Origin of the sequence: Consotaella aegiceratis (genome assembly GCF_036541425.1) — a bacterium.
Classification (GTDB): domain Bacteria; phylum Pseudomonadota; class Alphaproteobacteria; order Rhizobiales; family Rhizobiaceae; genus Consotaella; species Consotaella aegiceratis.
In genome coordinates this window covers 62,938-85,212 of the sequence record NZ_JAZHFT010000015.1, presented here as the reverse complement: position 1 = coordinate 85,212, position 22,275 = coordinate 62,938, and the positions used below count along the sequence as shown (strand labels likewise).

Genomic DNA, 22,275 nt, shown 5'->3' with positions numbered 1-22,275 from the left:
CGTCTGCCGAGGCGGGAATCGAGTGGCGGCGTTCCTCAACACTAGCGTCGGATCGCGCACCGATCGGTGCGACTTAGTGCGTCAGGGCCGCCCCCTCGGCATCGAAGACATGGCAGACGGCCGGATCGACGCGCAGCGGTACGACCGCGCCGCTTTGCACGGTCAGCTGGCCGGGCGTCGTGACCGTCAAATTGGCGCCGTCCGGCGTGCTGGCATAGAGCACCGTCGTTCCGCCCAGATGTTCGACAAGGTGCACGCGCGCGTTGCCAAGAGATTCTCCGGCCTCGCCGCCGATGACGATGTGCTCGGGCCGGACGCCGAAGGTCAGGGCTTGTCCGTTGCCGACCGGAGCCCCCACCTGCACGGTCTGCCCGGCGACGGTGACGGCGTTGCCGGAGGTTGCCGCCTGGGCTTGCAGGAAATTCATTTTGGGCGACCCGATGAAGCCGGCCACGAACAGATTGTTCGGCGAATTGTAAAGATCGAGCGGCGAGCCGACCTGCATGACGCGGCCGTCGCGCAGCACCACGATCTTGTCGGCCATGGTCATCGCCTCGACCTGGTCGTGGGTGACGTAGATCATCGTGTTGCCGAGATCCTGATGGAGCTTCGAGATCTCCACCCGCATCTGGACGCGCAGCTCGGCGTCGAGGTTGGACAAGGGCTCGTCGAACAGGAAGATCTTCGGCTCGCGCACGATCGAGCGGCCAATCGCCACGCGCTGGCGCTGGCCGCCCGATAGCGCCTTGGGCCGGCGCTGCAGATAGTCATCGATCTTCAGGATGCCGGCCACGTGGCGAACGCGGCGGTCAATCTCGGCCTTCTTGTAGCCGGCCGTCTCCAGCCCGAAGGCAAGGTTCTTGTAGACCGTCATGTGGGGGTAGAGCGCATAGGACTGGAACACCATGGCGATGCCGCGCTTGGCGGCCGCCACGTCGTTCATGCGCTGTCCGTCGATCAGCAGCTCGCCGCCTGAGATCGTTTCGAGCCCGGCGATCATGCGCAGCAGAGTGGACTTGCCGCAGCCGGACGGGCCGACGAAGACGGTGAACTCGCCGGGATCGATGAAGAGGTCGATGCCGCGGATAACCTCCACCGAGCCAAAGCGCTTCACCACACCGTTCAACTGGATACTCGTTGCCATTCCTGCCTCGTTACTCGGGTCTCGCCTGCGGACGGTGCTGCCGGCCGGCGTCGTTGTCGCGTGGTGCGTTCATGGGGGCGGTCTCCTCAGCGCTTCATGCCCGTCGTGGCGATGCCCTCGATGAGCAGTCGCTGGAAGAACAGGAACACCAGGAAGATCGGGATCAGAGAGAGGATCGACATGGCGAACAGCTCCGTCCAGTTCGACACGCCGCTGGAGTCGATGAAGCTGCGCAGCCCGAGCTGGACCGTGTAGAGGTCCATGTCGTTCAGGTAGATGAGGGGGCCGAAGAAGTCCTCCCACGTCCAGATGAACGAGAAGATCGCAGCCGTGGCGAGCACCGGCAGCGACAGCGGGATCATGATCTTCCAATAGATCCGCCATGCACTGCAGCCGTCCATCATCGCCGCCTCGTCCAGCTCGCGCGGGATGCCCCGGAAGAACTGCACCATCAGGAAGATGAAGAAGGCGTCGACCGCGAAATACTTCGGCAGGATCAGCGGCAGCCAGGTGTTGACCCAGCCGAGGTTGAGAAAGAGCACGTATTGCGGGATCAGAGTCACGTGATAAGGCAGCATCAGGGTGCCGAGCATCAGCGCGAACCAGATGCCCTTGCCGACGAAGCGCAGCCGGGCGAAGGCGTAGGCCGCCAGCGAGGCGGCGATGACGTTGCCGGCGGTCGCCAGCGTCGAGATCAGCAGCGAGTTGAGGAAGAACTTGCCGAAGCTCACCTGCAGGCCGAACCAGCCGTCCTCATAGGCCCTGAACGTGACCTGGGACGGAATGAGCGAGGCCTGTCCGCCGAACAGGTCGTCGGCCGGCCGGAGCGAGCCGGCCAGCATCCACAGCAGCGGGTAGAGCATGACGAAGGAGGCGGCAATCAGCAGCGAATGCAGCAGCGCCTGCCGCAGATAGGGGTGATCGCCGCCGCGGCCGGGAATGTCGCGCGCCGTGTCAGTCATCGTAGTGCACCCAGTAGCGGGTCGACAGGAACGAGAAGGCGGTGAAGATCGCGATGATGACGACGAGCACCCAGGCCAGCGCCGAGGCGTAGCCCATGCGGAAATACCCGAAGGCCTCCTGGTAGAGGTAGAGCGTGTAGAAGAGGGTGGAGTTGATCGGCCCGCCCGTACCGCCCGAGATGATGAAGGCCGGAGTGAACGCCTTGAAGGCCTCGATGGTCTGGATCACCAGATTGAAGAAGACCACCGGCGAGAGCAGCGGCACGGTGATCTTGAAGAACTGCCGCAGCTTGGACGCGCCGTCGAGGCTGGCGGCCTCGTACATGTCGGTGGGGATCTGCCGGAGACCCGCCAGGAAGATGATCATCGGCGAGCCGAACTGCCACACCGACAGGACCACCAGCGTGTAGAGCGAATATTTCGGGTTGGAGATCCAGCTCGGGCCGTCGACCCCGAAGACCGAGAGCAGGGCGTTGACCAGGCCGTCGGCGGCGAACAACTGGCGCCACAGAACCGAGATGGCGACCGATGCACCGAGCAGCGAGGGCAGATAGAACAGGGCGCGATAGACCGTCAGTCCGCGCACGCCGCGGTTGAGCGCCATGGCGACGGCCAGCGCGAAGGCGAGCTTGAGCGGCACCGACAGGATCACATAGGTGAACGTCACCCGCATGGCGGCCGAAAACTTGGCGTCGGCGGTGACCATCCGCACATAGTTCGAGGCCCCGACGAAGTTCGGGCTCTGCAACAGGTCGTAGTCGGTGAACGACAGATAGAGGGAGACGAGGGCAGGACCGATCGTCAGGCACAGGAACCCGATCAGCCAGGGCGCCAGGAACATGTAGCCGGCTGCGCTGTCGCGCATGGCGCCCCAGAATGGGCTGGAAGGCGCAAGGCGCCCTCCAGCCGCAACCACGGCATCGGCGTGGTCGGTGGTGGCCATCGACGATCAGCCCCGCGCGATGATGTCGTTGGCCTGGGCGACGAAGCTGTCCGCCGCGTCTTCCGGCGAAGACGACTCGAAGGAGACCTCCTGGCTCACCTGCTTGAGCAGCACGCTGAGTTCGCCGGCGCCCGGGGGCGGAGCGGGCGGCAGCGGCCCGGCATAGGGCTCGAGCTTGGAGATGAACTCCACGGCGACCTGGCTGACCTCATCCAATTCCGGCGTGAGCAGGTCGCGGATCTTGGCCGAGGCGGGCACGCCGCGCTCGACACCGAGGATCTTCGTGCCTTCCGGTTCGGCCACCAGGAAGTTGGCGAGTTTCAGCGCCGTTTCCGTGTCGCCGGCCGTCGAGATGATCGACAGCATCTGCGAGGGCTTCAGGTAGTGCCCGGGCTCGCCACCCTCCAGCACCGGATAGGCCGTCATTCCCAGCTTCTGCTTGGCGAGTTGCTGGAAGGCGACGAACTGGTTGGAGTGGGCGACGTCGACGGCGGCATAGCCGAGGGTCACCGGCGAGGTCTCGATGGTGTCCTTGTAGAGCGCCTGGATGTCGGGCGGCACGGCGGCGCCGGCAGCGCGGATCTCGCCCCAGAACTTGAACCAGTCGGCGAGATCGGCCGGCTCGTATCCCAGCCCTCCGTCCTCGGTGTAGAGCGACTTGCCATGCTGGCGAAGCCACAATTCGAAGCCCGGCTCGGAGCCGCTCGCATCGGCAGTTGCGTAGAACTTGGAGCGCTTGTTGCCTTTCATGAAGGCATCCGCCTTGTCCGCGAACTCCTCCCAGGTCGTGCCGTAGGTCGGCGGCTCGACGCCGGTTTCCTGCCATGCGTCGAGATCGAGAATCACGCAGGACGAGTTGACGCCGAGATTGATGCCGTAGAGCTTGCCGTCGACGCGGCAGGAGGCGAGGTTGGCCTGGCCGAAATCCTCGATCTGGAGCAGGCCGCCGAGATATTCGTCGAGCGGCTTGATGGCGCCACGCCGCGCGTACTCGAACATGTAGCGGTAGTCCATCTGGATCAGGTCCGGCGCGTTGCGGCCGGCGACCTGAGTAGCCAAACGGGTCCAGTAGTCGTCCCAGCCGGTGAACTCGGTTTCGACCTGAACGCCCGAATTGGCGGCCTCGAACGCGTCGACGGCTTCGTTGGTGCGCCGAGCCCGTTCCTCCGAGCCCCACCAGAACATGCGGATCTTGCCGTCGGCCGCCAGCGCCGGGGCGAAACCCAAGAAAGACGACACCGCAAGCCCGGCGCTGCCGCCGAGAAACAGTCGCCGGTTCACTGCAAGCTGACCCATGTGTTTCCTCCCAGGATCGATGTGGTTCGGGTTATGCGTCTGCCGCCGCGCTCGGCCCGGCCTGAAACGGCTCGCGTCGAGGCGGCTGATGATGTCGTGAGGGCGAAAGGTCGGATCGACCGGAGTATACAGACCCTGGCTGTAGGGGCTGGCTAACCACCAACGGCTTGACCGGCGCGATTTTGCGTCCGAGGTTCATCGTTGCTATAGTGAAAGTCGGCGAAACAGGCGGGCGGGCGGCCAGGAGCGGCGCGACCACGCGATGATCGAACCGCGTCGCTGCGATCGGATCGGAATTCGTCGACGAGCCTGTGGCCATTCCCCCTATGCTCCTCCCAAAGCCTTGCCGAAGATCATACGCTAATATACTAATGTGTAAAGAGCGACCAAATGCCGTATCGGACGAGCCGGGGGGATGAAGAAGTCAAACAATGCAGCGACGGCGACTACAATGAGCCGCGTCGATTCTGGTATCCCGCAAATTCCCGTTCGTCGTGTAACTACGGCGACTGCAATCTACGAGCAGTTGCATCAAGCGATTGTCGGTATGGCCTTGCGGCCCGGCGAATCACTTCATGAAAAAACTTTGACGCAACGCTTCGGCGTCAGTCGAACGCCAGTGCGTGAAGCGTTGCTGACGCTTGCCAAGGACGGCCTGGTCGACCTGATCCCGCAGTCTGGCACCTTCGTCGCGCGGATTCCCGTCGGTGCGCTGGCCGAGGCCTCGGTCATCCGCGTCTCGCTGGAGCGCACCACGGTCGAGCGAACCGCCGCCGTCGCCGTGCCGGACGACATCGCCCGCATCGACGGCATCCTGGGGCGCCAGCGGCTGGCTGCCGACCACGGCGAGACCAGCGGCTTTCACAAGGCGGACGAGGCGTTTCACGAGGCGATCGCGCTGATCGCAGGCTATCCCAACATCTGGCGGCTGCTGCGCCAGGTGAAGGTGCAGATCGACCGGGCGCGGCTTCTGACCTTGCCGGTCGAGGGCCGCATGCATCAGGTGATCGAGGAGCACGAGCGGATCCGCGAAGCCATCGCCCGCAACGACATCGACGGGTCGCGCACCGCCATGGAAAGCCATCTGAACGCGCTGGCGCCGAACGTCGATCGTCTTCGCACCCAGTATCCGGACTATTTTATCTAGGCTCAGCCGATCTGGCGTCATGCAGGATTGCGAAGTCCGGATGCGGGGTGCGTGCACCTGTCCGGGCGAGGGCCGCGCTTGCGGCGATTTGGTCGATCCTATCCCGACAGGCCGATTGGCCCGTTTTTGCTCCCAAGCATCCTCGCGCACGCCATCGGCCGTCGGATGGCCACGAGTTGGAATTCCAATATATTTCATCGGGTTGAAGGGGAAGCTTGTGGTGGGCGGTGAGAGACTCGAACTCCCGACATCCTCGGTGTAAACGAGGCGCTCTACCAACTGAGCTAACCGCCCGCCCGCGTCGTCGATTAGTCGTTTCCGGCCTTCGGCGCAACCATTCGTCGCCATTGTGGGGCGCGCGTCCGCAAACGCCTGTGAGGCGCTGGCTTTTTTCGGTTTTCTATCGCTTGACACCGTCCGGGCGCTTCCGTAAATGACCGCCACACACCGCTTCGGCGGTGGGAAGCGCGGGTGTAGCTCAGTTGGTTAGAGTGCCGGCCTGTCACGCCGGAGGTCGCGGGTTCGAGCCCCGTCACTCGCGCCACCGCTTTTCAGCGGTGGCTGTCTGATCGGAGGAATGATCCGGTCTTTGATGTCCTTACATCTCGATGGATCGGATTTCGAGCGGACCAGGGTTCGTCGTCGACGGTTTGTCTTATGCCGCCCGCGGACTTCGGATCGCTCGATCCTGTACCGGCTGGGCGCGGGACCCGATTCGCGAATGGGCTTGCCAAGGCGGACCTGGCGCGCATTGGATCGACCCGCGGCGAATCCGACCCATCTTGGCCGGTGTCAGTCCTTCCACGTGCGACAGAGTAGCGGATGATCATTCTCGAGCGTTATGTGTTCCGGCGTGTCCTCGGCTTCAGCTTCGGAGCGTTTCTGTCGCTGATTCTGATCATCTGGATCACCCAGGCGCTGCAGCGCATCAACATCGTCACCACAACGGTGGCCGCTGCCGGCAACCTGATCTGGCTGGCGATGCTGTTGATTCCCAACCTGGTGTCGGGGGTGCTGCCCTTCGCGCTGCTGATCGGCGTGATCCAGGCGCTGAACAGTCTCAACTCCGATTCGGAACGCGCGGCGATCGCCGCCTCCGGCGCCTCGATCTCGGTATTGGCGCGGCCGATCCTGGCGCTGGCGGCGATCGTCTCGGTGATCATGATGATCAACGCCCACGTCGTGGCCCCGGCGGCCTATCGCGGCTTCCACAACGGCATGCGCTCGCTCAACGCCGACATCATCACGCTGTTTCTGAAGGAGGGCCGATTCGAGGAGGTGCAGGACAATCTGTTCCTGAGCGTCAGTTCCGTGCGCGGCTCGGTCGTTCGGGGGCTTTTTCTGTCGGATCGTCGCGATCCGTCGATGGAACTGACCTATCTGGCGGAGGAGGGGCGTATCGAGGACAAGGGCGATTCGGCCTTTCTGCTGCTCTACAACGGGCAGCTGCACCGCCGCAAAGCCGGCGAGGCCGGCGTTTCCATCGTCCAGTTCGAAACCTACGCCTTCGACCTGTCCGACCTGCGGCCCGACAATTCCGGCGACTGGGTCCGAAGCTCCGAACGTTCGACGGCGGAGCTGCTGTTTCCGGATCCGAACTGGCCGGAATATCAGCGCGATCCCAATTCGTTCACCCAGGAGCTGAACGGACGGCTATCCGAATGGCTCTATGCGATTGCCTTCGCCTTGTGGGCGCTGGTTGTGGCGGGGCGTCCGCGCACCAACCGGCAGCAGACCGGCCAGGCCGTCGTCCTGGGTCTCGGCGGTGCCATCGGACTGCGAGCCATGGGATTCATCGCGTCCTCGTTCGTCGATCACGACGCCAATTTCAAATATCTGCTCTATGCCGTGCCCCTGGCCTCGATCCTGTCGAGCGCATGGATGATCAGGGCGCGCACGGATGTCAGCGAATTGACGGTCGTTCGCTCGACCCAGGACGGCGTGGAGAAGCTGGCTCACCTCGTGGGGCGTCTGCCGCGGATCGGCTTGCGGTCGCGCCGCGGGCGAACCGCCTCCAAACGATGACCGCCGAAGCGGCCGATGACGACCGGACGAAGCCTTGCGCGGTGCCGCACGAGGGGGTAGTTGTCGCCGACGATCGACCGCTTGCCGCCGCTCGGCGCCGCAAGCTGCGCCAGACAGCGGGCGGCCGGAGACCGATGTCGAATGCTCGGCTCGGGAGCGCCGTTTTTTCCGACGCCCGGGCCGCTACCAAACGGGAAAACGCCTGATGGCTGAACTCCTTGCGTCCTATCTCCCCATCGTCCTCTTCATTGCCGTCGCTCTTGTCGTCGGTCTTGGACTGATGGTCGCGCCGTTCATGGTGGCCTTCAAGGCGCCGGACGACGAGAAGCTGTCGGCTTACGAATGCGGCTTCAACGCCTTCGACGATTCGCGGATGAAGTTCGACGTCCGCTTCTATCTCGTTTCCATCCTCTTCATCATTTTCGATCTCGAGGTGGCGTTTCTCTTTCCATGGGCGGCGAGCTTCGGCACGCTGGGCTGGTTTGGCTTCTGGTCGATGGTGGTCTTCCTGGGCGTCCTGACGGTCGGCTTCGTCTACGAATGGAAGAAAGGCGCCCTCGAATGGCAGTGAGCCCGAATATGAGCACCACGATCGAGGCCCGTCCGGGCACCCCGCCTGCCAAGCAGGATCCCTTCGTCACCGAAATCAACAACGAGCTGGCCGACAAAGGCTTTCTGGTCACCGCCTCGTCGGAGCTGATCCACTGGGCGCGCACCGGCTCGCTGATGTGGATGCAGTTCGGCCTGGCATGCTGCGCCATCGAGATGATCCACATGTCGATGCCGCGCTACGACTGCGAGCGCTTCGGCTTCGCGCCGCGCGCCAGCCCGCGCCAGTCCGATGTGATGATCGTGGCCGGCACGCTCACCAACAAGATGGCGCCGGCGCTGCGCAAGGTCTACGACCAGATGCCGGAGCCGCGTTACGTCATCTCCATGGGCTCGTGCGCCAATGGCGGCGGCTATTATCACTATTCCTATTCGGTCGTCCGCGGCTGCGACCGCGTCGTACCCGTGGACATCTACGTGCCGGGCTGTCCGCCGACCGCCGAGGCGCTGCTTTATGGCGTGCTGCTGTTGCAGAAAAAAATCCGCCGCACCGGCACCATCGAGCGCTAGGACGGGGAGGGCGATCCGATGGAAGAGCTGGCCGAATATCTGAAGGGCGCGCTGGGCGACAAGATCGAAGAGACGGTTGTCGCCAATGGCGAACTGACCATCCACGTCGGCGCCTCGGACATCGTGTCCGTGGTGACCCTGCTGCGCGACGATCCGCAGACGCAGTTCATCAGTTTCGTCGATCTGTGCGGCGTCGACTATCCGGAGCGCGAAGAGCGCTTCGACGTCGTCTACCATCTGCTGTCGCCGCGGCAGAACCAGCGCATCCGCATCAAGGTGCGGACCAACGAGGACGATCCGGTTCCCTCGATCACCGACGTCTTTCCGGGCGCCAACTGGTTCGAGCGTGAAGCCTACGACATGTACGGCATCCTGTTCTCGGGGCACCCGGACCTCCGGCGCATCCTCACCGATTACGGCTTCGAGGGATATCCGCTGCGCAAGGACTTCCCGCTGACCGGCTATGTCGAAGTCCGCTACGACGAAGAGTTGAAGCGGGTGGTCTACGAGCCGGTGGCACTGCGCCAGGAATTCCGCAATTTCGATTTCCTGTCGCCTTGGGAGGGGCCCGAATACGTTCTTCCCGGAGACGAGAAGGCCAAGCAGTGAAGGGGGGCGGTGCATGACGGCAAGGCATCTGAGTGCCAAGTGCCTCTGCGGCGCGGTGCGGCTGGAGGGCGATGTCGACCAATGCGAGGTCGGCGCCTGCCATTGCGACATCTGCCGGCGATGGACCGGCGGGCCTTTCATCGGCGTCGGCGGGATCAAGGACACGGTGCTGTCGGGCATCGATTCGCTCAGCGTCTATCAGTCGTCGGCCTGGGGCGAGCGCGGGTTCTGCAAGGCGTGCGGCAGCGCGCTGTTCTGGCGCACGCGCGATGAGCGCGATTACGTCTTTGCGGTCGGCGCGATCGAGGATCTCGGCGACGTGACCTTCACCAGCGAGATCTTCATCGATTCGAAGCCGTCCTGGTACGAATTCGCGAACGATACGAAGAAGATGACCGGCGCCGAGGTCTTCGCCGCGTTCGGGGCCGAGCAAGGAAAGCCCAATGGCTGAAGTCAACGTCCGCAATTTCAACATCAATTTCGGGCCGCAGCATCCCTCGGCCCACGGCGTTCTGCGGCTGGTTCTCGAACTCGACGGCGAGATCGTCGAGCGCGTCGATCCGCATATCGGCCTGCTGCATCGCGGCACCGAGAAGCTGATCGAGCACAAGACCTATCTGCAGGGCATGCCGTATTTCGATCGGCTGGATTATTGCGCGCCGATGAGCCAGGAGCATCCGTTCTGCCTGGCGATCGAGCGTCTCGCCGGCATCGAGGTGCCGAAGCGCGGCCAGTTGATCCGGGTTCTGTATTCGGAACTCACCCGCATCGCCTCGCATCTTCTCAACGTCACCACGCAGGTCATGGACGTCGGCGCGCTGACGCCGCCGCTGTGGGGCTTCGAGGAGCGCGAGAAGCTGATGGTCTTCTACGAGCGGGCTTCGGGCGCGCGCATGCATGCGGCCTATTTCCGGCCGGGCGGCGTGCATCAGGACCTGCCGCCGCAGCTGATCGACGATATCGGCGAATTCTGCGATCCGTTTCTCGCGCGGCTCGACGATCTCGACGCGCTGGTGACGGGCAACCGCATCTACAAGCAGCGCAACGTCGACATCGGCATCCTGACGGCCGACGAGGGCTGGGCGCGGGGCATGAGCGGACCGATGATCCGCAGCGCCGGCGTGCCGTGGGATCTGCGCAAGGCGCAGCCTTACGACGGATACGAGGAGTTCGACTTCGATATCCCGATCGGCAAGAACGGCGACTGCTACGATCGCTACCTGATCCGCATGGAGGAGATGCGGCAGTCGACCTACATCATGAAGCAGTGCGTGGAGAAGCTGAAGAGCGCTCAATACGGCGGACCGGTGCTGTCCACCGACGGCAAGTTCGCGCCGCCGCGCCGTGCCGAGATGAAGCGCTCGATGGAAGCGCTGATTCACCACTTCAAGCTCTATACCGAAGGCTTCCACGTGCCGGAGGGCGAGATCTATGCGGCCGTCGAGGCGCCGAAGGGCGAATTCGGCGTCTATCTCGTCTCGGACGGCAGCAACAAGCCTTATCGCGTGAAGATCCGTCCGCCGGGCTATGTGCACCTGCAGGGAATGGACCATCTTGGCCGCAAGCACATGCTGGCGGACATGGCCGCGCTCGTCGGCTCGATCGACGTGGTGTTCGGCGAGGTGGATCGGTAATGCGCGGGAACGGCGAACCGGCGTCCTCCGCCTTCGCCGGCCCCTTGCGTTCTCATTCAGGCCTCGGTTTTCAGATCCGATCGGGTGCGACCACAAGCCCGGCCCGATCGCGGGCCGGCACCTTCTTCCGTCATGCTCATGGCGGCCCCGTCATGCAAGCCCGATCGCCTCTCTCTCCACCCTCGAAACGGCTCGCCGCAACGGCAAGCTCAGTGGTGGCAAGGTGCTGGCGTTTTCCGACTCGTGTGATAGAACGCGCCGCGACGCAGCTATTTAAAATAATTCCAGCCAGTCGAGTCGAGGTCCGATGTCTGTAAGACGTCTTGCCGAAGACCGGGTCCAGCCCGACCACTTCGCTTTTTCCGAAGATAACGCCCGCTGGGCTGAGCAGACCATTCGCAGATATCCGGAAGGCCGCCAGCACTCTGCGGTGATCCCGCTGCTGATGCGGGCGCAGGAGCAGGAGGGCTGGGTCACCAAGGCGGCCATCGAGTCGGTCGCCGACATGCTGCACATGCCGTTGATTCGGGTGCTCGAGGTCGCGACCTTCTATACCCAGTTCCAGCTCAAGCCGGTGGGCACGCGCGCGCATATCCAGGTGTGCGGCACGACGCCTTGCATGCTGCGCGGGGCAGACGAGCTGAAGGCGGTCTGCCGCAAGAAGATCCACGAGGAACAGTTCCACCTCAGCGAGGACGGTACGCTCTCCTGGGAAGAGGTCGAATGCCTGGGGGCGTGCGTTAACGCGCCGATGGTGATGATCTTCAAGGATACCTACGAGGATCTGACGCCGGAACGGCTCGAGGAGATCATCGATCTGTTCGAGAAGGGCGAGGGGGGCAGCGTCCCCGTCGGCCCGCAGATCGACCGGCATCTTTCGGCGCCGGTGGGAGGCGCGACGACGCTGACGTCGCTCGACGGCAAGGCGCCGCGCGACGGTGGACCGGCCGGCAGGTCGGCGCCGCCGCAAGGCGCCGGTGCCGGCGAATCAGGGGCCCCGTCGAAGGCAGCCCGCCCGGACACCCATGCGGTCGAGACCGATCCGTCGGTCAAGGGCCCCGACGGCAAGGCCGCCGCCCCCGAAGCGGACCAGCAGCGTGTCGACGATAAGGCGAGCGTGGATCCCGCGGCCGGTGCCGAAAAGGTGACTTCCGGTCAGAGTAGCGGAAGCCGGCAGGGCGAAACCGATGCCGATGCCAAGGAAACCGACGAGGAAAAGGCGGCACTCGGCCACCAAAGCCCGTCGAGCACCGGGCGTGGGCTGAAGGAACTCGCCGCAGAAGATGCGACGGTTCCGCCGGTCAGCCAAGTGAGTGCTCCGAAGGCCCCGGACGCCGGATCGACCGTCGAGCGCGCCGATTTGAGCGGCACGGATCAGAGCGGTGTCCACGTTGTGGAAGGGCAGCGCGCGGATACTTCCGATACCCGTTCAGGGCCGCCGCCTGCGGCGGGCGATACGTTCGAAACCGCAAGCGACGACCGGGCGGATGGTGTCTCCGAGGACAGTGGGCTGGAGCGCACGGCGCCCGGACCGATTGGCGAGCGGCCGAGCACGCTGCTCGATGCGCCTCGCGGTGAGAAGGACGACCTCCAGCAGATCAAGGGCGTCGGCAAGGTTCTCGAAGACCGGCTGAACGAGCTGGGCGTGTTCCATTTCTGGCAGATCGCTGGATGGAGCGACGAGGAGCTGGTCTGGATCGACGATCACCTGAATTTCCGGGGGCGGGCCATCCGCGACCGTTGGATCGACCAGGCCAAGGAGCTTTCCGGCTCCAGCGGCGGTGCGGCGTAGGGTGCGGGCTAGGAGACGCTAGATGCTTCAGGACAAAGACCGCATCTTCACCAACATCTACGGCCTCACTGACAAGAGCCTGAAAGGCGCGCAGAAGCGCGGCCTGTGGGACGGTACGGCCGACATCATCACCAAGGGGCGCGACTGGATCATCAACGAGATGAAGGCCTCGGGCCTGCGCGGACGAGGCGGGGCAGGCTTCCCGACCGGCCTCAAGTGGTCCTTTATGCCGAAGGAATCCGACGGCCGTCCGCATTATCTGGTGGTCAACGCCGACGAATCCGAGCCCGGCACCTGCAAGGATCGCGACATTCTGCGCAATGATCCGCACACTCTCATCGAGGGCTGCGTGATCGCCGGTTTTGCGATGGGCGCGCACACCGCCTACATCTATGTGCGCGGCGAGTTCATTCGCGAGCGCGAGGCGCTGCAGCGCGCTATCGACGAATGCTATGACGCCGGGCTGCTCGGACGCGACAACAAGTGCGGCTGGGACTTCGACGTCATCGTCCATCACGGCGCCGGTGCGTATATCTGCGGTGAGGAAACGGCACTCCTCGAAAGCCTGGAAGGCCGCAAGGGTCAGCCGCGTCTGAAGCCGCCGTTTCCGGCCAATGTCGGCCTCTACGGTTGCCCGACCACGGTCAACAACGTCGAATCGATTGCCGTCGCGCCGACCATTCTGCGCCGCGGCGGGGCATGGTTCGCGGGCATCGGCCGTCAGAACAACACCGGCACCAAGCTGTTCATGATTTCCGGCCATGTCGAGCGTCCCTGCACGGTCGAAGAGGCGATGGGCATCACCTTTCGCGAACTGATCGAGCGTCATGCCGGCGGCATTCGCGGCGGATGGGACAACCTTCTGGCGGTGATCCCCGGCGGCGCGTCCTGTCCGGTCGTTCCGGGCGAGGACATCAAGGACTGTATCATGGACTTCGACGGGCTGAGGGAGATCAAGTCGTCCTTCGGCACCGGCGGCGCCATCGTCATGGACAAGTCGACCGACATCGTCCGGGCGATCGCGCGCATCTCTTATTTCTTCAAGCACGAAAGCTGCGGCCAGTGCACGCCGTGCCGCGAAGGCACCGGCTGGATGTGGCGCGTGCTGGAGCGCATGGCAGTGGGCAACGCGCAGAAGCGCGAGATCGACATGCTGCTCGACGTCACCAAGCAGGTCGAGGGCCACACGATCTGCGCGCTGGGCGATGCGGCGGCCTGGCCGGTGCAGGGCCTGATCCGGCATTTCCGCGCGGAGATCGAGCGCCGCATCGACGACTATTCGCGCAACGCCGACAACGACCGTCCCGCTCTCGTGGCGGCGGAGTAAGACATTTTCTGCCTCGTCCATCGGGGCTGCGACTGAGATGAAGCTATGGCGAAACTGAAAGTCGACGGCAAAGAGGTTGAGGTTCCCGACCACTACACGCTGCTGCAGGCGGCGGAGGAGGCGGGTGCCGAGATTCCGCGCTTCTGCTTCCACGAGCGGCTGTCGATCGCCGGCAATTGCCGCATGTGCCTGGTCGAGGTGAAGGGCGGACCGCCGAAGCCGGCGGCCTCCTGCGCCATGGGCGTGCGCGATCTGCGTCCGGGCCCGGAAGGCCAGCCGCCGGAGATCTTCACCAACACGCCGATGGTGAAGAAAGCGCGCGAAGGGGTGATGGAGTTCCTGCTCATCAATCACCCGCTCGATTGCCCGATCTGCGATCAGGGCGGCGAGTGCGACCTGCAGGACCAGGCGATGGCCTTCGGCGTCGATTCCTCGCGCTATCGCGAGAACAAGCGCGCCGTCGAAGACAAGTATATCGGCCCGCTGGTGAAGACCATCATGACGCGCTGCATCCATTGCACGCGCTGTGTGCGCTTCACCACCGAGGTGGCCGGCATTTCCGAGTTGGGCCTGATCGGCCGCGGCGAGGACGCCGAGATCACCACCTATCTCGAACAGGCGATGACCTCGGAGCTTCAGGGCAACGTCATCGACCTTTGCCCGGTCGGCGCGCTGACCTCGCGCCCCTACGCCTTCCAGGCGCGGCCGTGGGAACTGACCAAGACCGAAAGCTTCGACGTCATGGATGCCGTCGGTTCGGCGATCCGCGTCGACACGCGCGGCCGTGAGGTCATGCGCATCCTGCCGCGCACCAACGAGGCGGTGAACGAGGAGTGGATCTCCGACAAGACCCGATTCGTCTGGGACGGCCTGCGCACGCAGCGCCTCGACCGGCCTTACGTGCGCCGCGATGGTCGCCTGGTGCCGGCGAGCTGGCAGGAAGCTTTTGCCGCGATTGCCAACAAGGTCGGCACGACGCCCGCCAACAAGATCGGGGCCCTGGCCGGCGATCTCGCCGCCGTCGAGGACATGTGGGCGCTGAAGCGCCTGATGGAGGCGCTGGGGTCGACCCATCTCGATTGCCGGCAGGACGGCGCCTTGCTCGACCCCGCCGACGGGCGAGCGGCCTACCTCTTCAATTCCACCATCGCCGGCATCGAGGATGCCGACGCGCTGCTGATCATCGGCGCCAATCCACGCTTCGAGGCGCCGGTGCTGAATTCGCGTATCCGCAAGCGTTGGCGGATGGGCGGCTTCCCGATCGGCGTCATCGGCGAAAACGCCGATCTGCGATACGACTATACGTATCTCGGCGCCGGGCCGGAGACGCTCGCCGACGTCAAGCGGGCGAGCGAGGGCTTCTTCGATGCCCTGAAGACGGCCGAGCGGCCCATGGTCATCGTCGGCGGTGCGGCGCTGACGGGCGAAGGCGCCGCCGCGGTGCTGGCATCGGCCGCCGCGCTGGCGCGCGAGATCGGCGCGATCGCCGAGGGCTGGAACGGCTTCAACGTGCTGCATACGGCGGCTTCGCGCGTCGGCGGCCTCGATATCGGCTTCGTGCCGGGCGAGGGCGGTCTGACGGTTGCCGAGATGGCGACGGGCGGTGTCGACGTGCTGTTCAACCTCGGAGGCGACGAGATCGACGTCGCGGCTGGGCCGTTCGTCGTCTATATCGGCACCCATGGCGATCGCGGCGCGCACCGCGCCGACGTGATTTTGCCGGCCGCTGCCTATACCGAAAAGAGCGGCACCTGGGTCAATCTCGAAGGCCGGGCGCAGACCGGCAGTCGCGCCGCCTTCCCGCCGGGAGAGGCGCGCGAGGATTGGGCGATCTTCCGGGCCTTGTCGGCGGTGCTCGGCAAGACCTTGCCGTTCGATTCGCTGGCCCAGTTGCGGGCCGAGATCTACGCGGCCCATCCGTTCATGGCGTCTGGCGCCATGGTCGCGGCCGACGCCTCGGCGATCGGCGCTCTGGCCGGCCGTGTGACGGATCTCAAGGGAGCGTCCTTCGGAGCGGGGATCGGCGACTTCTATCTCACCAATCCGATCGCCAGGGCTTCCAAGGTGATGGCCGAATGCTCGCGCCTCGCCCAGGGCCTGCATCTGGAAGCGGCGGAATAGGGACGAGCGATCATGATCGATTTCTTCTGGACCTATCTCTGGCCGGCCATCATCATCCTCGCGGAGAGCCTGCTCTTCCTCGTCCTGTTGATGGTGCTGATCGCCTACATCCTGCTCGCCGATCGCAAGATCTGGGCGGCCGTGCAGATCCGTCGCGGCCCCAACGTCGTCGGTCCCTGGGGACTGTTCCAGTCCTTCGCCGACCTGTTGAAGTTCGTCTTCAAGGAGCCGGTGATCCCGGCCAGCGCCGACAAGGTGGTGTTCCTGCTGGCGCCGCTGCTGTCGGTGACCCTGGCGCTGTCCACCTTCGCGGTCATTCCGGTCGCGGCGGGCTGGGTGGTCGCCGACATCAACATCGGCGTTCTCTACATCTTCGCGATCTCCTCGCTGGAGGTCTATGGCGTCCTGATGGGCGGCTGGGCGTCCAATTCCAAATACGCCTTCCTGGGGTCGCTGCGTTCGGCCGCGCAGATGGTGTCCTACGAGGTGTCGATCGGCTTCGTCATCGTCACGGTGCTTCTGTGCGTCGGTTCGCTCAACATGACCGATATCGTGGTGGCGCAGACGACGGGTCTCGGCACCATGCTCGGCCTACCGAACACCTTCCTCGACTGGCACTGGCTGCCGCTGTTCCCGATGTTCATCGTGTTCTTCATCTCCGGTCTCGCCGAGACGAACCGGCCGCCCTTCGATCTTCCGGAGGCGGAGTCGGAGCTGGTCGCCGGCTACATGGTCGAATACGGCTCGACCCCGTACATGATGTTCATGCTGGGCGAGTACGCGGCGATCTCGCTGATGTGCTCGCTGACCACGATCCTGTTCCTGGGCGGCTGGCTGCCCCCGTTCAATTTCGTGCCGTTCACCTGGATTCCCGGCGTCATCTGGTTCCTGATCAAGGCGCTTCTGGTGTTCTTCATGTTCGGGCTGGTGAAGGCCTTCGTGCCTCGCTACCGCTACGACCAGTTGATGCAGCTCGGTTGGAAGGTGTTCCTGCCGTTGTCGCTGGCGATGGTGATCATCGTGGCGTTCGTCCTGCAGCTCACCGGATGGAGCGACATGCTATGAGCCCGCGAGCGATCACGACCGTCGTCCCAGCCAAGCCGCACGGGTTTTTTCCATGAGCCTATCTCAGACCGTTCAGCAGCTGTTTCTGAAGGAGTTCTTCCAGGCCGTCGGCCTGACGATGCGCTACTTCTTCAAACCTAAGAACACCATCAACTATCCCTTTGAAAAAGGGCCGATTTCGCCTCGCTTCCGTGGCGAGCACGCGCTGCGCCGTTATCCCAACGGCGAGGAGCGGTGCATCGCCTGCAAGCTGTGCGAGGCGATCTGCCCGGCGCAGGCCATCACCATCGAGGCGGGGCCGCGACGCAACGACGGCACCCGCCGCACGGTGCGCTACGACATCGACATGGTGAAGTGCATCTACTGCGGCTTCTGCCAGGAAGCCTGCCCGGTCGACGCCATCGTCGAGGGGCCGAATTTCGAGTTCTCGACGGAAACCCGCGAGGAACTCTACTACGACAAGGAAAAGCTGTTGGCGAACGGCGACCGCTGGGAGCGGGAGATCGCTGCCAGCATTGCGCTCGACGCGCCCTACCGTTAATCGAGGCCGGGCGGCGTTTCTCGCTGACGTCGCCGCCCGCCGCCCCGGACCGAATGCCAGCCCGAAAGGCCGTCAGGCTCGGGCGGGTCGAACAAGGAGCCAGGTATGCTGGGCCTGCAGGCACTGTTCTTCTACATCTTCGCCTTCGTGACGATCGGCGCGGCGCTCATGGTGGTGTTCTCGCGCAATCCCGTCCACTCGGTTCTCTTTCTCATCCTCGCCTTCGTCAGCGGCGCGGGGCTCTTTCTGCTGGCGGGGGCCGAGTTCCTGGCTCTGATCCTGATCGTGGTCTATGTCGGCGCGGTGGCGATCCTGTTCCTGTTCGTGGTGATGATGCTGGACATCGACTTCGTCCAGATCCGCCAGAGGGTGCTCGACTATGCGCCGATCGGGGCGCTGGTCGGGCTGGTGCTGCTCGCCGAGATCATCATTGCGGTGACCGGCAGCTACTACGATCCGGTGACGGCCACCGCCACGTCGCAGCCGATACCGCCGCTCGATCAGGTCTCCAACATCGAGGCGCTCGGCGCGGTGCTCTACACCCGCTACATCTTCTTCTTCCAGGTGGCCGGGCTCATTCTGTTCGTCGCGATGATCGGTGCCATCGTGCTGACGCTGCGCCACCGCGAGGGGATCAAGCGGCAATCGATCGCGGCGCAGGTCGCGCGCTCGCCGGCGACCGCGATGGAAATTCGCAAGGTCGAGAGCGGCAAAGGTATCTGAGGGGACGGAAACCATGGAAATCGGCCTCGGCCACTATCTCACCGTGGGCGCCATCCTGTTCGTGATCGGCGTCTTCGGCATCTTCCTCAACCGGAAGAACATCATCATCATCCTGATGTCGGTCGAGCTCATCCTGCTCGCCGTCAACGTCAACTTCGTCGCCTTCTCGGCCTTCCTGAACGATCTGATCGGGCAGGTGTTCGCGCTGTTCGTGCTCACCGTCGCGGCCGCCGAGGCTGCAATCGGTCTGGCGATCCTGGTGGTCTTCTTCCGCAATCGCGGCTCCATCGCCGTCGATGACGTCAACGCGATGAAAGGCTGAGACCGGCGATGTATACCGCGATCGTCCTGCTTCCCCTGCTCGGCTTCCTGATCGCCGGCCTGTTCGGCCGGTCGATCGGCGTGAAGGCGTCGGAATACGTCACCACCAGCTTTTTGCTCATTGCGATGGTCCTATCGTGGATCGCCTTCTTCAGCTTCGACGGTGAAACCACGCGCGTGACCCTGCTGCACTGGATGCAGTCGGGTGGCATCGACGTCGAGTGGTCGCTTCGGATCGACCGGCTGACGCTGGTCATGCTGGTGGTGGTCAACACCGTCTCGGCGCTCGTGCATGTCTACTCGATCGGCTACATGCACCACGATCCGCATCGGCCGCGCTTCTTCGCCTATCTGTCGTTCTTCACCTTCGCCATGCTGATGCTGGTGACGGCGAACAATCTGGTTCAGATGTTCTTCGGCTGGGAGGGCGTCGGTCTGGCCTCCTACCTGCTGATTGGCTTCTGGTACACGCGGCCGTCGGCCTGTGCGGCGGCGATGAAGGCATTCATCGTCAACCGCGTCGGCGACTTCGGCTTCATCCTCGGCATCTTCGGGGTGTTCGTCCTCTTCGGTTCGATCAACTTCGATACGATCTTCGCCGGTGCCGCCGGCATGGCGGCCGAACTCGGCGGCGAGGCGGGGGAGGCGGCGAACGCGGCCGAGCCGATCTTCACCTTTGCCGGATACGCCTTCACCACAGCCGGCGCGCTGACCGTCATCTGCCTGCTGCTCTTCATGGGCGCCATGGGCAAGTCGGCCCAGATCGGCCTGCACACCTGGTTGCCGGACGCGATGGAAGGCCCGACCCCGGTCTCCGCTCTCATCCATGCCGCGACCATGGTGACCGCCGGCGTCTTTATGCTGGCGCGCATGTCGCCGTTGTTCGAACTGTCGCCGGGCGCGCTCGGCTTCGTCACCTTCATCGGCGGAACGACGGCGCTGTTTGCGGCGACCATCGGTCTGGTGCAGAACGACATCAAGCGGGTGATCGCCTATTCGACCTGCTCGCAGCTCGGCTACATGTTCGTGGCGCTAGGCGTCGGCGCCTACGGGCCGGCGATCTTCCACCTGTTCACGCATGCCTTCTTCAAGGCGCTCTTGTTCCTGGGTGCCGGCTCGGTGATCCACGCCGTGTCCGACGAGCAGGACATGCGCAAGATGGGCGGGCTGATGAAGCACATCCCGTGGACCTACGCGATGATGATCGTGGGGACCCTGGCGCTCACCGGTTTTCCGCTCACGGCCGGCTACTATTCCAAGGACGCGATCATCGAGAGCGCCTTCGTCAGCCACAATCACTTCGCCATGTACGGCTTCATCATGACGGTGGTGGCCGCGCTGCTGACCAGCTTCTATTCCTGGCGCCTGATCTTCATGACATTCCACGGCAAGCCGCGCGCCTCGGCCGACGTCATGCACCATGTGCACGAGTCGCCCTGGGTGATGCTGGTGCCGCTCATGGTGCTGGCGCTGGGCGCGATCTTCGCCGGCTTGGTCTTTTCCGGTACTTTCATCGGCGAAGGCTACCAGGAGTTCTGGCAGGCGGCCCTCTACACCGGACCGGAGAACGAGGTTCTGCACGAGATGCACGAGATCCCGTTCCTGATCGCCATCCTGCCCTTCGTCATGATGGTGATCGGGCTGGTGACGGCCTGGTTCTTCTACATTCGCTCGCCGTCCACGCCCAAGGCGCTCGCAGAGCGTCACCGCGGCCTCTATAAGTTCCTGCTCAACAAGTGGTACTTCGACGAACTCTATGACCGGCTGTTCGTGCAGTCCGCCAAGCGGGTCGGCCGCTTCCTCTGGAAGTCGGGCGACGGCACGGTCATCGACGGGCTCGGGCCCGACGGCGTGTCCGCCCGGGTGGTCGACATCGCCGGGCGCGTCGTCCGCCTGCAGAGCGGATACATCTACCATTATGCCTTTGCCATGCTGATCGGCGTCGTGCTGCTGATCACGTGGATGTCGGTGGCGGGAGCAAACTGATGACCGACTGGCCGATCCTTTCTGCCGTCACCTTCCTGCCGCTGGTCGGCGCGGTGTTGATCCTGTTCATCCGCGAGGACAACGAGCAGGCTCGGCAAAACGTGCGCACCGTGGCGCTGCTGACGACGATCTTCACCTTCCTCCTGTCGCTCGGGATCTGGCTGTCCTTCGACGAGAGCAATCCCGGCTTTCAGATGGTCGAGCAGGCGAGCTGGTTCGGCAGCGCCGGCATCAGCTACCACATGGGCGTCGACGGCATCTCCATGCTGTTCGTCATCCTGACGACCTTCCTGATGCCGCTCTGCATCCTGGCCAGCCGGGAATCGGTGACGAGCCGCGTCAAGGAATACATGATCGCCTTCCTTGTGCTGGAAACGCTGGTGATCGGCGTGTTCTGCGCGCTCGACATCGTGCTCTTCTACATCTTCTTCGAAGGCGGCCTCATTCCGATGTTCCTGATCATCGGCGTGTGGGGCGGCAAGCGGCGCATCTACGCGAGCTACAAGTTCTTCATCTACACCTTCCTCGGCTCGGTCCTGATGCTCGTCGCCATCATGACGATGTACTGGACCGCCGGTACGAGCTCGATTCCGGAGCTGCTCGAATACCAGTTCCCGGCGTCGATGCAGGGTTGGCTGTGGTTTGCTTTCCTGGCCTCGTTCGCGGTGAAGATGCCGATGTGGCCCGTGCACACCTGGCTGCCCGACGCGCACGTGGAGGCGCCGACGGCGGGGTCGGTCATCCTGGCCGGCATCCTGTTGAAGCTCGGTGGCTACGGCCTCATTCGCTTCTCGCTGCCGATGTTCCCGGTCGCCTCTGCCGAGTTCGCGCCGCTGATCTATACGCTGTCGGTGGTGGCGATCATCTACACCTCGCTGGTCGCGCTGATGCAGGAGGACATCAAGAAGCTGATCGCCTATTCGTCGATCGCCCATATGGGCTTCGTGACGATGGGCATCTTCGCGGCCAATGCGCAGGGCGTGCAGGGAGCGATCTTCCAGATGCTATCGCACGGTCTGGTCTCGGGGGCGCTGTTCCTCTGCGTCGGCGTCGTCTACGACCGGATGCACACCCGCGACATCGCCGCTTATGGAGGTCTGGTGAACCGCATGCCGGTCTATGCGGCCGTGTTCATGATCTTCACCATGGCCAATGTCGGCCTGCCGGGGACCAGCGGTTTCGTCGGCGAGTTCATGACGCTGCTCGGCGTCTATCAGGCCAACAGCTGGGTGGCGATCTTCGCGGCCACCGGCGTGATCCTGTCGGCGGCCTACGCACTGTGGCTCTATCGCCGCGTGATCTTCGGCGCGCTGGAAAAGGAAAGCCTGCGCTCGATTCTGGATCTGTCGCGGCGCGAGAAGATGCTGCTCTATCCGCTGGTGGTGCTGGTCATCTTCTTCGGCGTCTATCCGATGCCGGTTTTCGACGTGACGGCGGCCTCGGTAGACTCGCTTATCAGCAGCTACTCGGCGGCGCTTGAGGCGGCCCAGTCCGTCGCGATGGTTCGGTAGGGGGAACCA

The 22,275-nt window shown here is 64.1% G+C and carries 20 protein-coding genes and 2 tRNA genes; 17 read left to right on the top strand and 5 right to left on the bottom strand.

Features of this window, described 5'->3' with window-relative positions:
* Positions 1-73: 73 nt before the first annotated feature.
* The 4 genes from SMD10_RS12350 to SMD10_RS12335 all read right to left on the bottom strand — a co-directional run bounded on the left by SMD10_RS12350 (position 74) and on the right by SMD10_RS12335 (position 4,345).
* Entirely contained in the window at positions 74-1,144 is a 1,071-nt protein-coding gene (locus SMD10_RS12350; RefSeq protein WP_331686000.1) for an ABC transporter ATP-binding protein, read from the bottom strand.
* Between the two features lie 86 nt (positions 1,145-1,230).
* Positions 1,231-2,007: a carbohydrate ABC transporter permease gene (locus tag SMD10_RS12345; RefSeq protein WP_331686014.1), complete on the bottom strand. Its 777-nt coding sequence runs from the start codon at positions 2,005-2,007 to the stop codon at positions 1,231-1,233.
* Between the two features lie 91 nt (positions 2,008-2,098).
* Positions 2,099-2,971 carry a carbohydrate ABC transporter permease gene (locus tag SMD10_RS12340; RefSeq protein WP_432757232.1) on the bottom strand — a complete coding sequence of 291 codons (873 nt, stop codon included), beginning with the start codon at positions 2,969-2,971 and terminating at the stop codon, positions 2,099-2,101.
* Positions 2,972-3,055: 84 nt separating this feature from the next.
* On the bottom strand, positions 3,056-4,345 hold the full coding sequence (locus SMD10_RS12335) for an ABC transporter substrate-binding protein (protein ID WP_331685999.1): 1,290 nt from the start codon (positions 4,343-4,345) through the stop codon (positions 3,056-3,058).
* A gap of 451 nt (positions 4,346-4,796) precedes the next feature.
* Here SMD10_RS12335 and SMD10_RS12330 point away from each other — a divergent pair, with 451 nt between their 5' ends.
* On the top strand, positions 4,797-5,492 hold the full coding sequence (locus tag SMD10_RS12330; RefSeq protein ID WP_331685998.1) for a GntR family transcriptional regulator: 696 nt from the start codon (positions 4,797-4,799) through the stop codon (positions 5,490-5,492).
* A gap of 218 nt (positions 5,493-5,710) precedes the next feature.
* Here the strand turns inward: SMD10_RS12330 and SMD10_RS12325 are convergent.
* Positions 5,711-5,786, bottom strand: a tRNA-Val gene (locus SMD10_RS12325).
* 173 nt (positions 5,787-5,959) lie between these two features.
* Between SMD10_RS12325 and SMD10_RS12320 the strand changes: the two genes are divergently transcribed.
* The 16 genes from SMD10_RS12320 to SMD10_RS12245 all read left to right on the top strand — a co-directional run bounded on the left by SMD10_RS12320 (position 5,960) and on the right by SMD10_RS12245 (position 22,266).
* Positions 5,960-6,036: transfer RNA gene (locus SMD10_RS12320), tRNA-Asp, on the top strand.
* 278 nt (positions 6,037-6,314) lie between these two features.
* Positions 6,315-7,517, top strand: a complete 1,203-nt coding sequence (locus tag SMD10_RS12315) for an LptF/LptG family permease (RefSeq protein WP_331685997.1) — start codon at positions 6,315-6,317, stop codon at positions 7,515-7,517.
* A 205-nt stretch (positions 7,518-7,722) separates the two neighbouring features.
* Complete coding sequence (locus tag SMD10_RS12310) at positions 7,723-8,088, top strand: NADH-quinone oxidoreductase subunit A (RefSeq protein WP_331685996.1); 366 nt, start codon at positions 7,723-7,725, stop codon at positions 8,086-8,088.
* Positions 8,089-8,096: 8 nt separating this feature from the next.
* Positions 8,097-8,636 (top strand): NuoB/complex I 20 kDa subunit family protein, encoded by a 540-nt coding sequence (locus tag SMD10_RS12305; RefSeq protein WP_432757230.1) that lies wholly within the window; start codon positions 8,097-8,099, stop codon positions 8,634-8,636.
* Between the two features lie 18 nt (positions 8,637-8,654).
* Positions 8,655-9,245, top strand: coding sequence for an NADH-quinone oxidoreductase subunit C (locus SMD10_RS12300; protein ID WP_331685994.1), 591 nt, complete (start codon positions 8,655-8,657; stop codon positions 9,243-9,245).
* 13 nt (positions 9,246-9,258) lie between these two features.
* Positions 9,259-9,696 carry a GFA family protein gene (locus tag SMD10_RS12295; protein WP_331685993.1) on the top strand — a complete coding sequence of 146 codons (438 nt, stop codon included), beginning with the start codon at positions 9,259-9,261 and terminating at the stop codon, positions 9,694-9,696.
* Positions 9,689-10,879 carry an NADH-quinone oxidoreductase subunit D gene (locus tag SMD10_RS12290; RefSeq protein ID WP_331685992.1) on the top strand — a complete coding sequence of 397 codons (1,191 nt, stop codon included), beginning with the start codon at positions 9,689-9,691 and terminating at the stop codon, positions 10,877-10,879. Before SMD10_RS12295 ends, SMD10_RS12290 begins: the two co-directional genes overlap by 8 nt.
* Positions 10,880-11,186: 307 nt before the next feature.
* Positions 11,187-12,671 (top strand): NADH-quinone oxidoreductase subunit NuoE, encoded by a 1,485-nt coding sequence (gene nuoE, locus SMD10_RS12285; protein ID WP_331685991.1) that lies wholly within the window; start codon positions 11,187-11,189, stop codon positions 12,669-12,671.
* A gap of 22 nt (positions 12,672-12,693) precedes the next feature.
* Positions 12,694-13,998, top strand: coding sequence for an NADH-quinone oxidoreductase subunit NuoF (gene nuoF / locus SMD10_RS12280; RefSeq protein ID WP_331685990.1), 1,305 nt, complete (start codon positions 12,694-12,696; stop codon positions 13,996-13,998).
* 45 nt (positions 13,999-14,043) lie between these two features.
* Complete coding sequence (gene nuoG / locus SMD10_RS12275; RefSeq protein ID WP_331685989.1) at positions 14,044-16,119, top strand: NADH-quinone oxidoreductase subunit NuoG; 2,076 nt, start codon at positions 14,044-14,046, stop codon at positions 16,117-16,119.
* Between the two features lie 12 nt (positions 16,120-16,131).
* Positions 16,132-17,184, top strand: coding sequence for an NADH-quinone oxidoreductase subunit NuoH (gene nuoH, locus SMD10_RS12270; RefSeq protein ID WP_331685988.1), 1,053 nt, complete (start codon positions 16,132-16,134; stop codon positions 17,182-17,184).
* Between the two features lie 52 nt (positions 17,185-17,236).
* Positions 17,237-17,725 (top strand): NADH-quinone oxidoreductase subunit NuoI, encoded by a 489-nt coding sequence (gene nuoI, locus SMD10_RS12265; protein WP_331685987.1) that lies wholly within the window; start codon positions 17,237-17,239, stop codon positions 17,723-17,725.
* Between the two features lie 108 nt (positions 17,726-17,833).
* Positions 17,834-18,448 (top strand): NADH-quinone oxidoreductase subunit J, encoded by a 615-nt coding sequence (locus SMD10_RS12260; RefSeq protein ID WP_331686013.1) that lies wholly within the window; start codon positions 17,834-17,836, stop codon positions 18,446-18,448.
* Positions 18,449-18,461: 13 nt separating this feature from the next.
* A complete protein-coding gene (nuoK, locus tag SMD10_RS12255; protein ID WP_331685986.1) occupies positions 18,462-18,770 on the top strand; it encodes an NADH-quinone oxidoreductase subunit NuoK in 309 nt (102 codons plus the stop codon).
* Between the two features lie 8 nt (positions 18,771-18,778).
* Positions 18,779-20,755 (top strand): NADH-quinone oxidoreductase subunit L, encoded by a 1,977-nt coding sequence (nuoL, locus tag SMD10_RS12250; RefSeq protein ID WP_331685985.1) that lies wholly within the window; start codon positions 18,779-18,781, stop codon positions 20,753-20,755.
* Positions 20,755-22,266 carry an NADH-quinone oxidoreductase subunit M gene (locus tag SMD10_RS12245; protein ID WP_331685984.1) on the top strand — a complete coding sequence of 504 codons (1,512 nt, stop codon included), beginning with the start codon at positions 20,755-20,757 and terminating at the stop codon, positions 22,264-22,266. The genes nuoL and SMD10_RS12245 overlap by 1 nt, the downstream gene beginning before the upstream one ends.
* The last annotated feature ends 9 nt before the right edge of the window (positions 22,267-22,275 follow it).

What these genes read in the sequence shown, in the direction of transcription:
- nuoI (WP_331685987.1), top strand. Translation starts at nt 17,237, where the DNA reads ATGAGCCTATCTCAGACCGTTCAGCAGCTGTTTCTGAAGGAGTTCTTC.
- SMD10_RS12345 (WP_331686014.1), bottom strand. Translation starts at nt 2,007, where the DNA reads ATGCTCTACCCGCTGCTGTGGATGCTGGCCGGCTCGCTCCGGCCGGCC.
- SMD10_RS12300 (WP_331685994.1), top strand. Translation starts at nt 8,655, where the DNA reads ATGGAAGAGCTGGCCGAATATCTGAAGGGCGCGCTGGGCGACAAGATC.
- nuoF (WP_331685990.1), top strand. Translation starts at nt 12,694, where the DNA reads ATGCTTCAGGACAAAGACCGCATCTTCACCAACATCTACGGCCTCACT.
- nuoL (WP_331685985.1), top strand. Translation starts at nt 18,779, where the DNA reads ATGTATACCGCGATCGTCCTGCTTCCCCTGCTCGGCTTCCTGATCGCC.
- SMD10_RS12330 (WP_331685998.1), top strand. Translation starts at nt 4,797, where the DNA reads ATGAGCCGCGTCGATTCTGGTATCCCGCAAATTCCCGTTCGTCGTGTA.
- nuoG (WP_331685989.1), top strand. Translation starts at nt 14,044, where the DNA reads ATGGCGAAACTGAAAGTCGACGGCAAAGAGGTTGAGGTTCCCGACCAC.
- SMD10_RS12335 (WP_331685999.1), bottom strand. Translation starts at nt 4,345, where the DNA reads ATGGGTCAGCTTGCAGTGAACCGGCGACTGTTTCTCGGCGGCAGCGCC.
- SMD10_RS12305 (WP_432757230.1), top strand. Translation starts at nt 8,097, where the DNA reads ATGAGCACCACGATCGAGGCCCGTCCGGGCACCCCGCCTGCCAAGCAG.
- nuoE (WP_331685991.1), top strand. Translation starts at nt 11,187, where the DNA reads ATGTCTGTAAGACGTCTTGCCGAAGACCGGGTCCAGCCCGACCACTTC.
- SMD10_RS12315 (WP_331685997.1), top strand. Translation starts at nt 6,315, where the DNA reads ATGATCATTCTCGAGCGTTATGTGTTCCGGCGTGTCCTCGGCTTCAGC.
- SMD10_RS12310 (WP_331685996.1), top strand. Translation starts at nt 7,723, where the DNA reads ATGGCTGAACTCCTTGCGTCCTATCTCCCCATCGTCCTCTTCATTGCC.
- SMD10_RS12295 (WP_331685993.1), top strand. Translation starts at nt 9,259, where the DNA reads ATGACGGCAAGGCATCTGAGTGCCAAGTGCCTCTGCGGCGCGGTGCGG.
- nuoK (WP_331685986.1), top strand. Translation starts at nt 18,462, where the DNA reads ATGGAAATCGGCCTCGGCCACTATCTCACCGTGGGCGCCATCCTGTTC.
- SMD10_RS12290 (WP_331685992.1), top strand. Translation starts at nt 9,689, where the DNA reads ATGGCTGAAGTCAACGTCCGCAATTTCAACATCAATTTCGGGCCGCAG.
- SMD10_RS12340 (WP_432757232.1), bottom strand. Translation starts at nt 2,971, where the DNA reads ATGCGCGACAGCGCAGCCGGCTACATGTTCCTGGCGCCCTGGCTGATC.
- SMD10_RS12245 (WP_331685984.1), top strand. Translation starts at nt 20,755, where the DNA reads ATGACCGACTGGCCGATCCTTTCTGCCGTCACCTTCCTGCCGCTGGTC.
- nuoH (WP_331685988.1), top strand. Translation starts at nt 16,132, where the DNA reads ATGATCGATTTCTTCTGGACCTATCTCTGGCCGGCCATCATCATCCTC.
- SMD10_RS12350 (WP_331686000.1), bottom strand. Translation starts at nt 1,144, where the DNA reads ATGGCAACGAGTATCCAGTTGAACGGTGTGGTGAAGCGCTTTGGCTCG.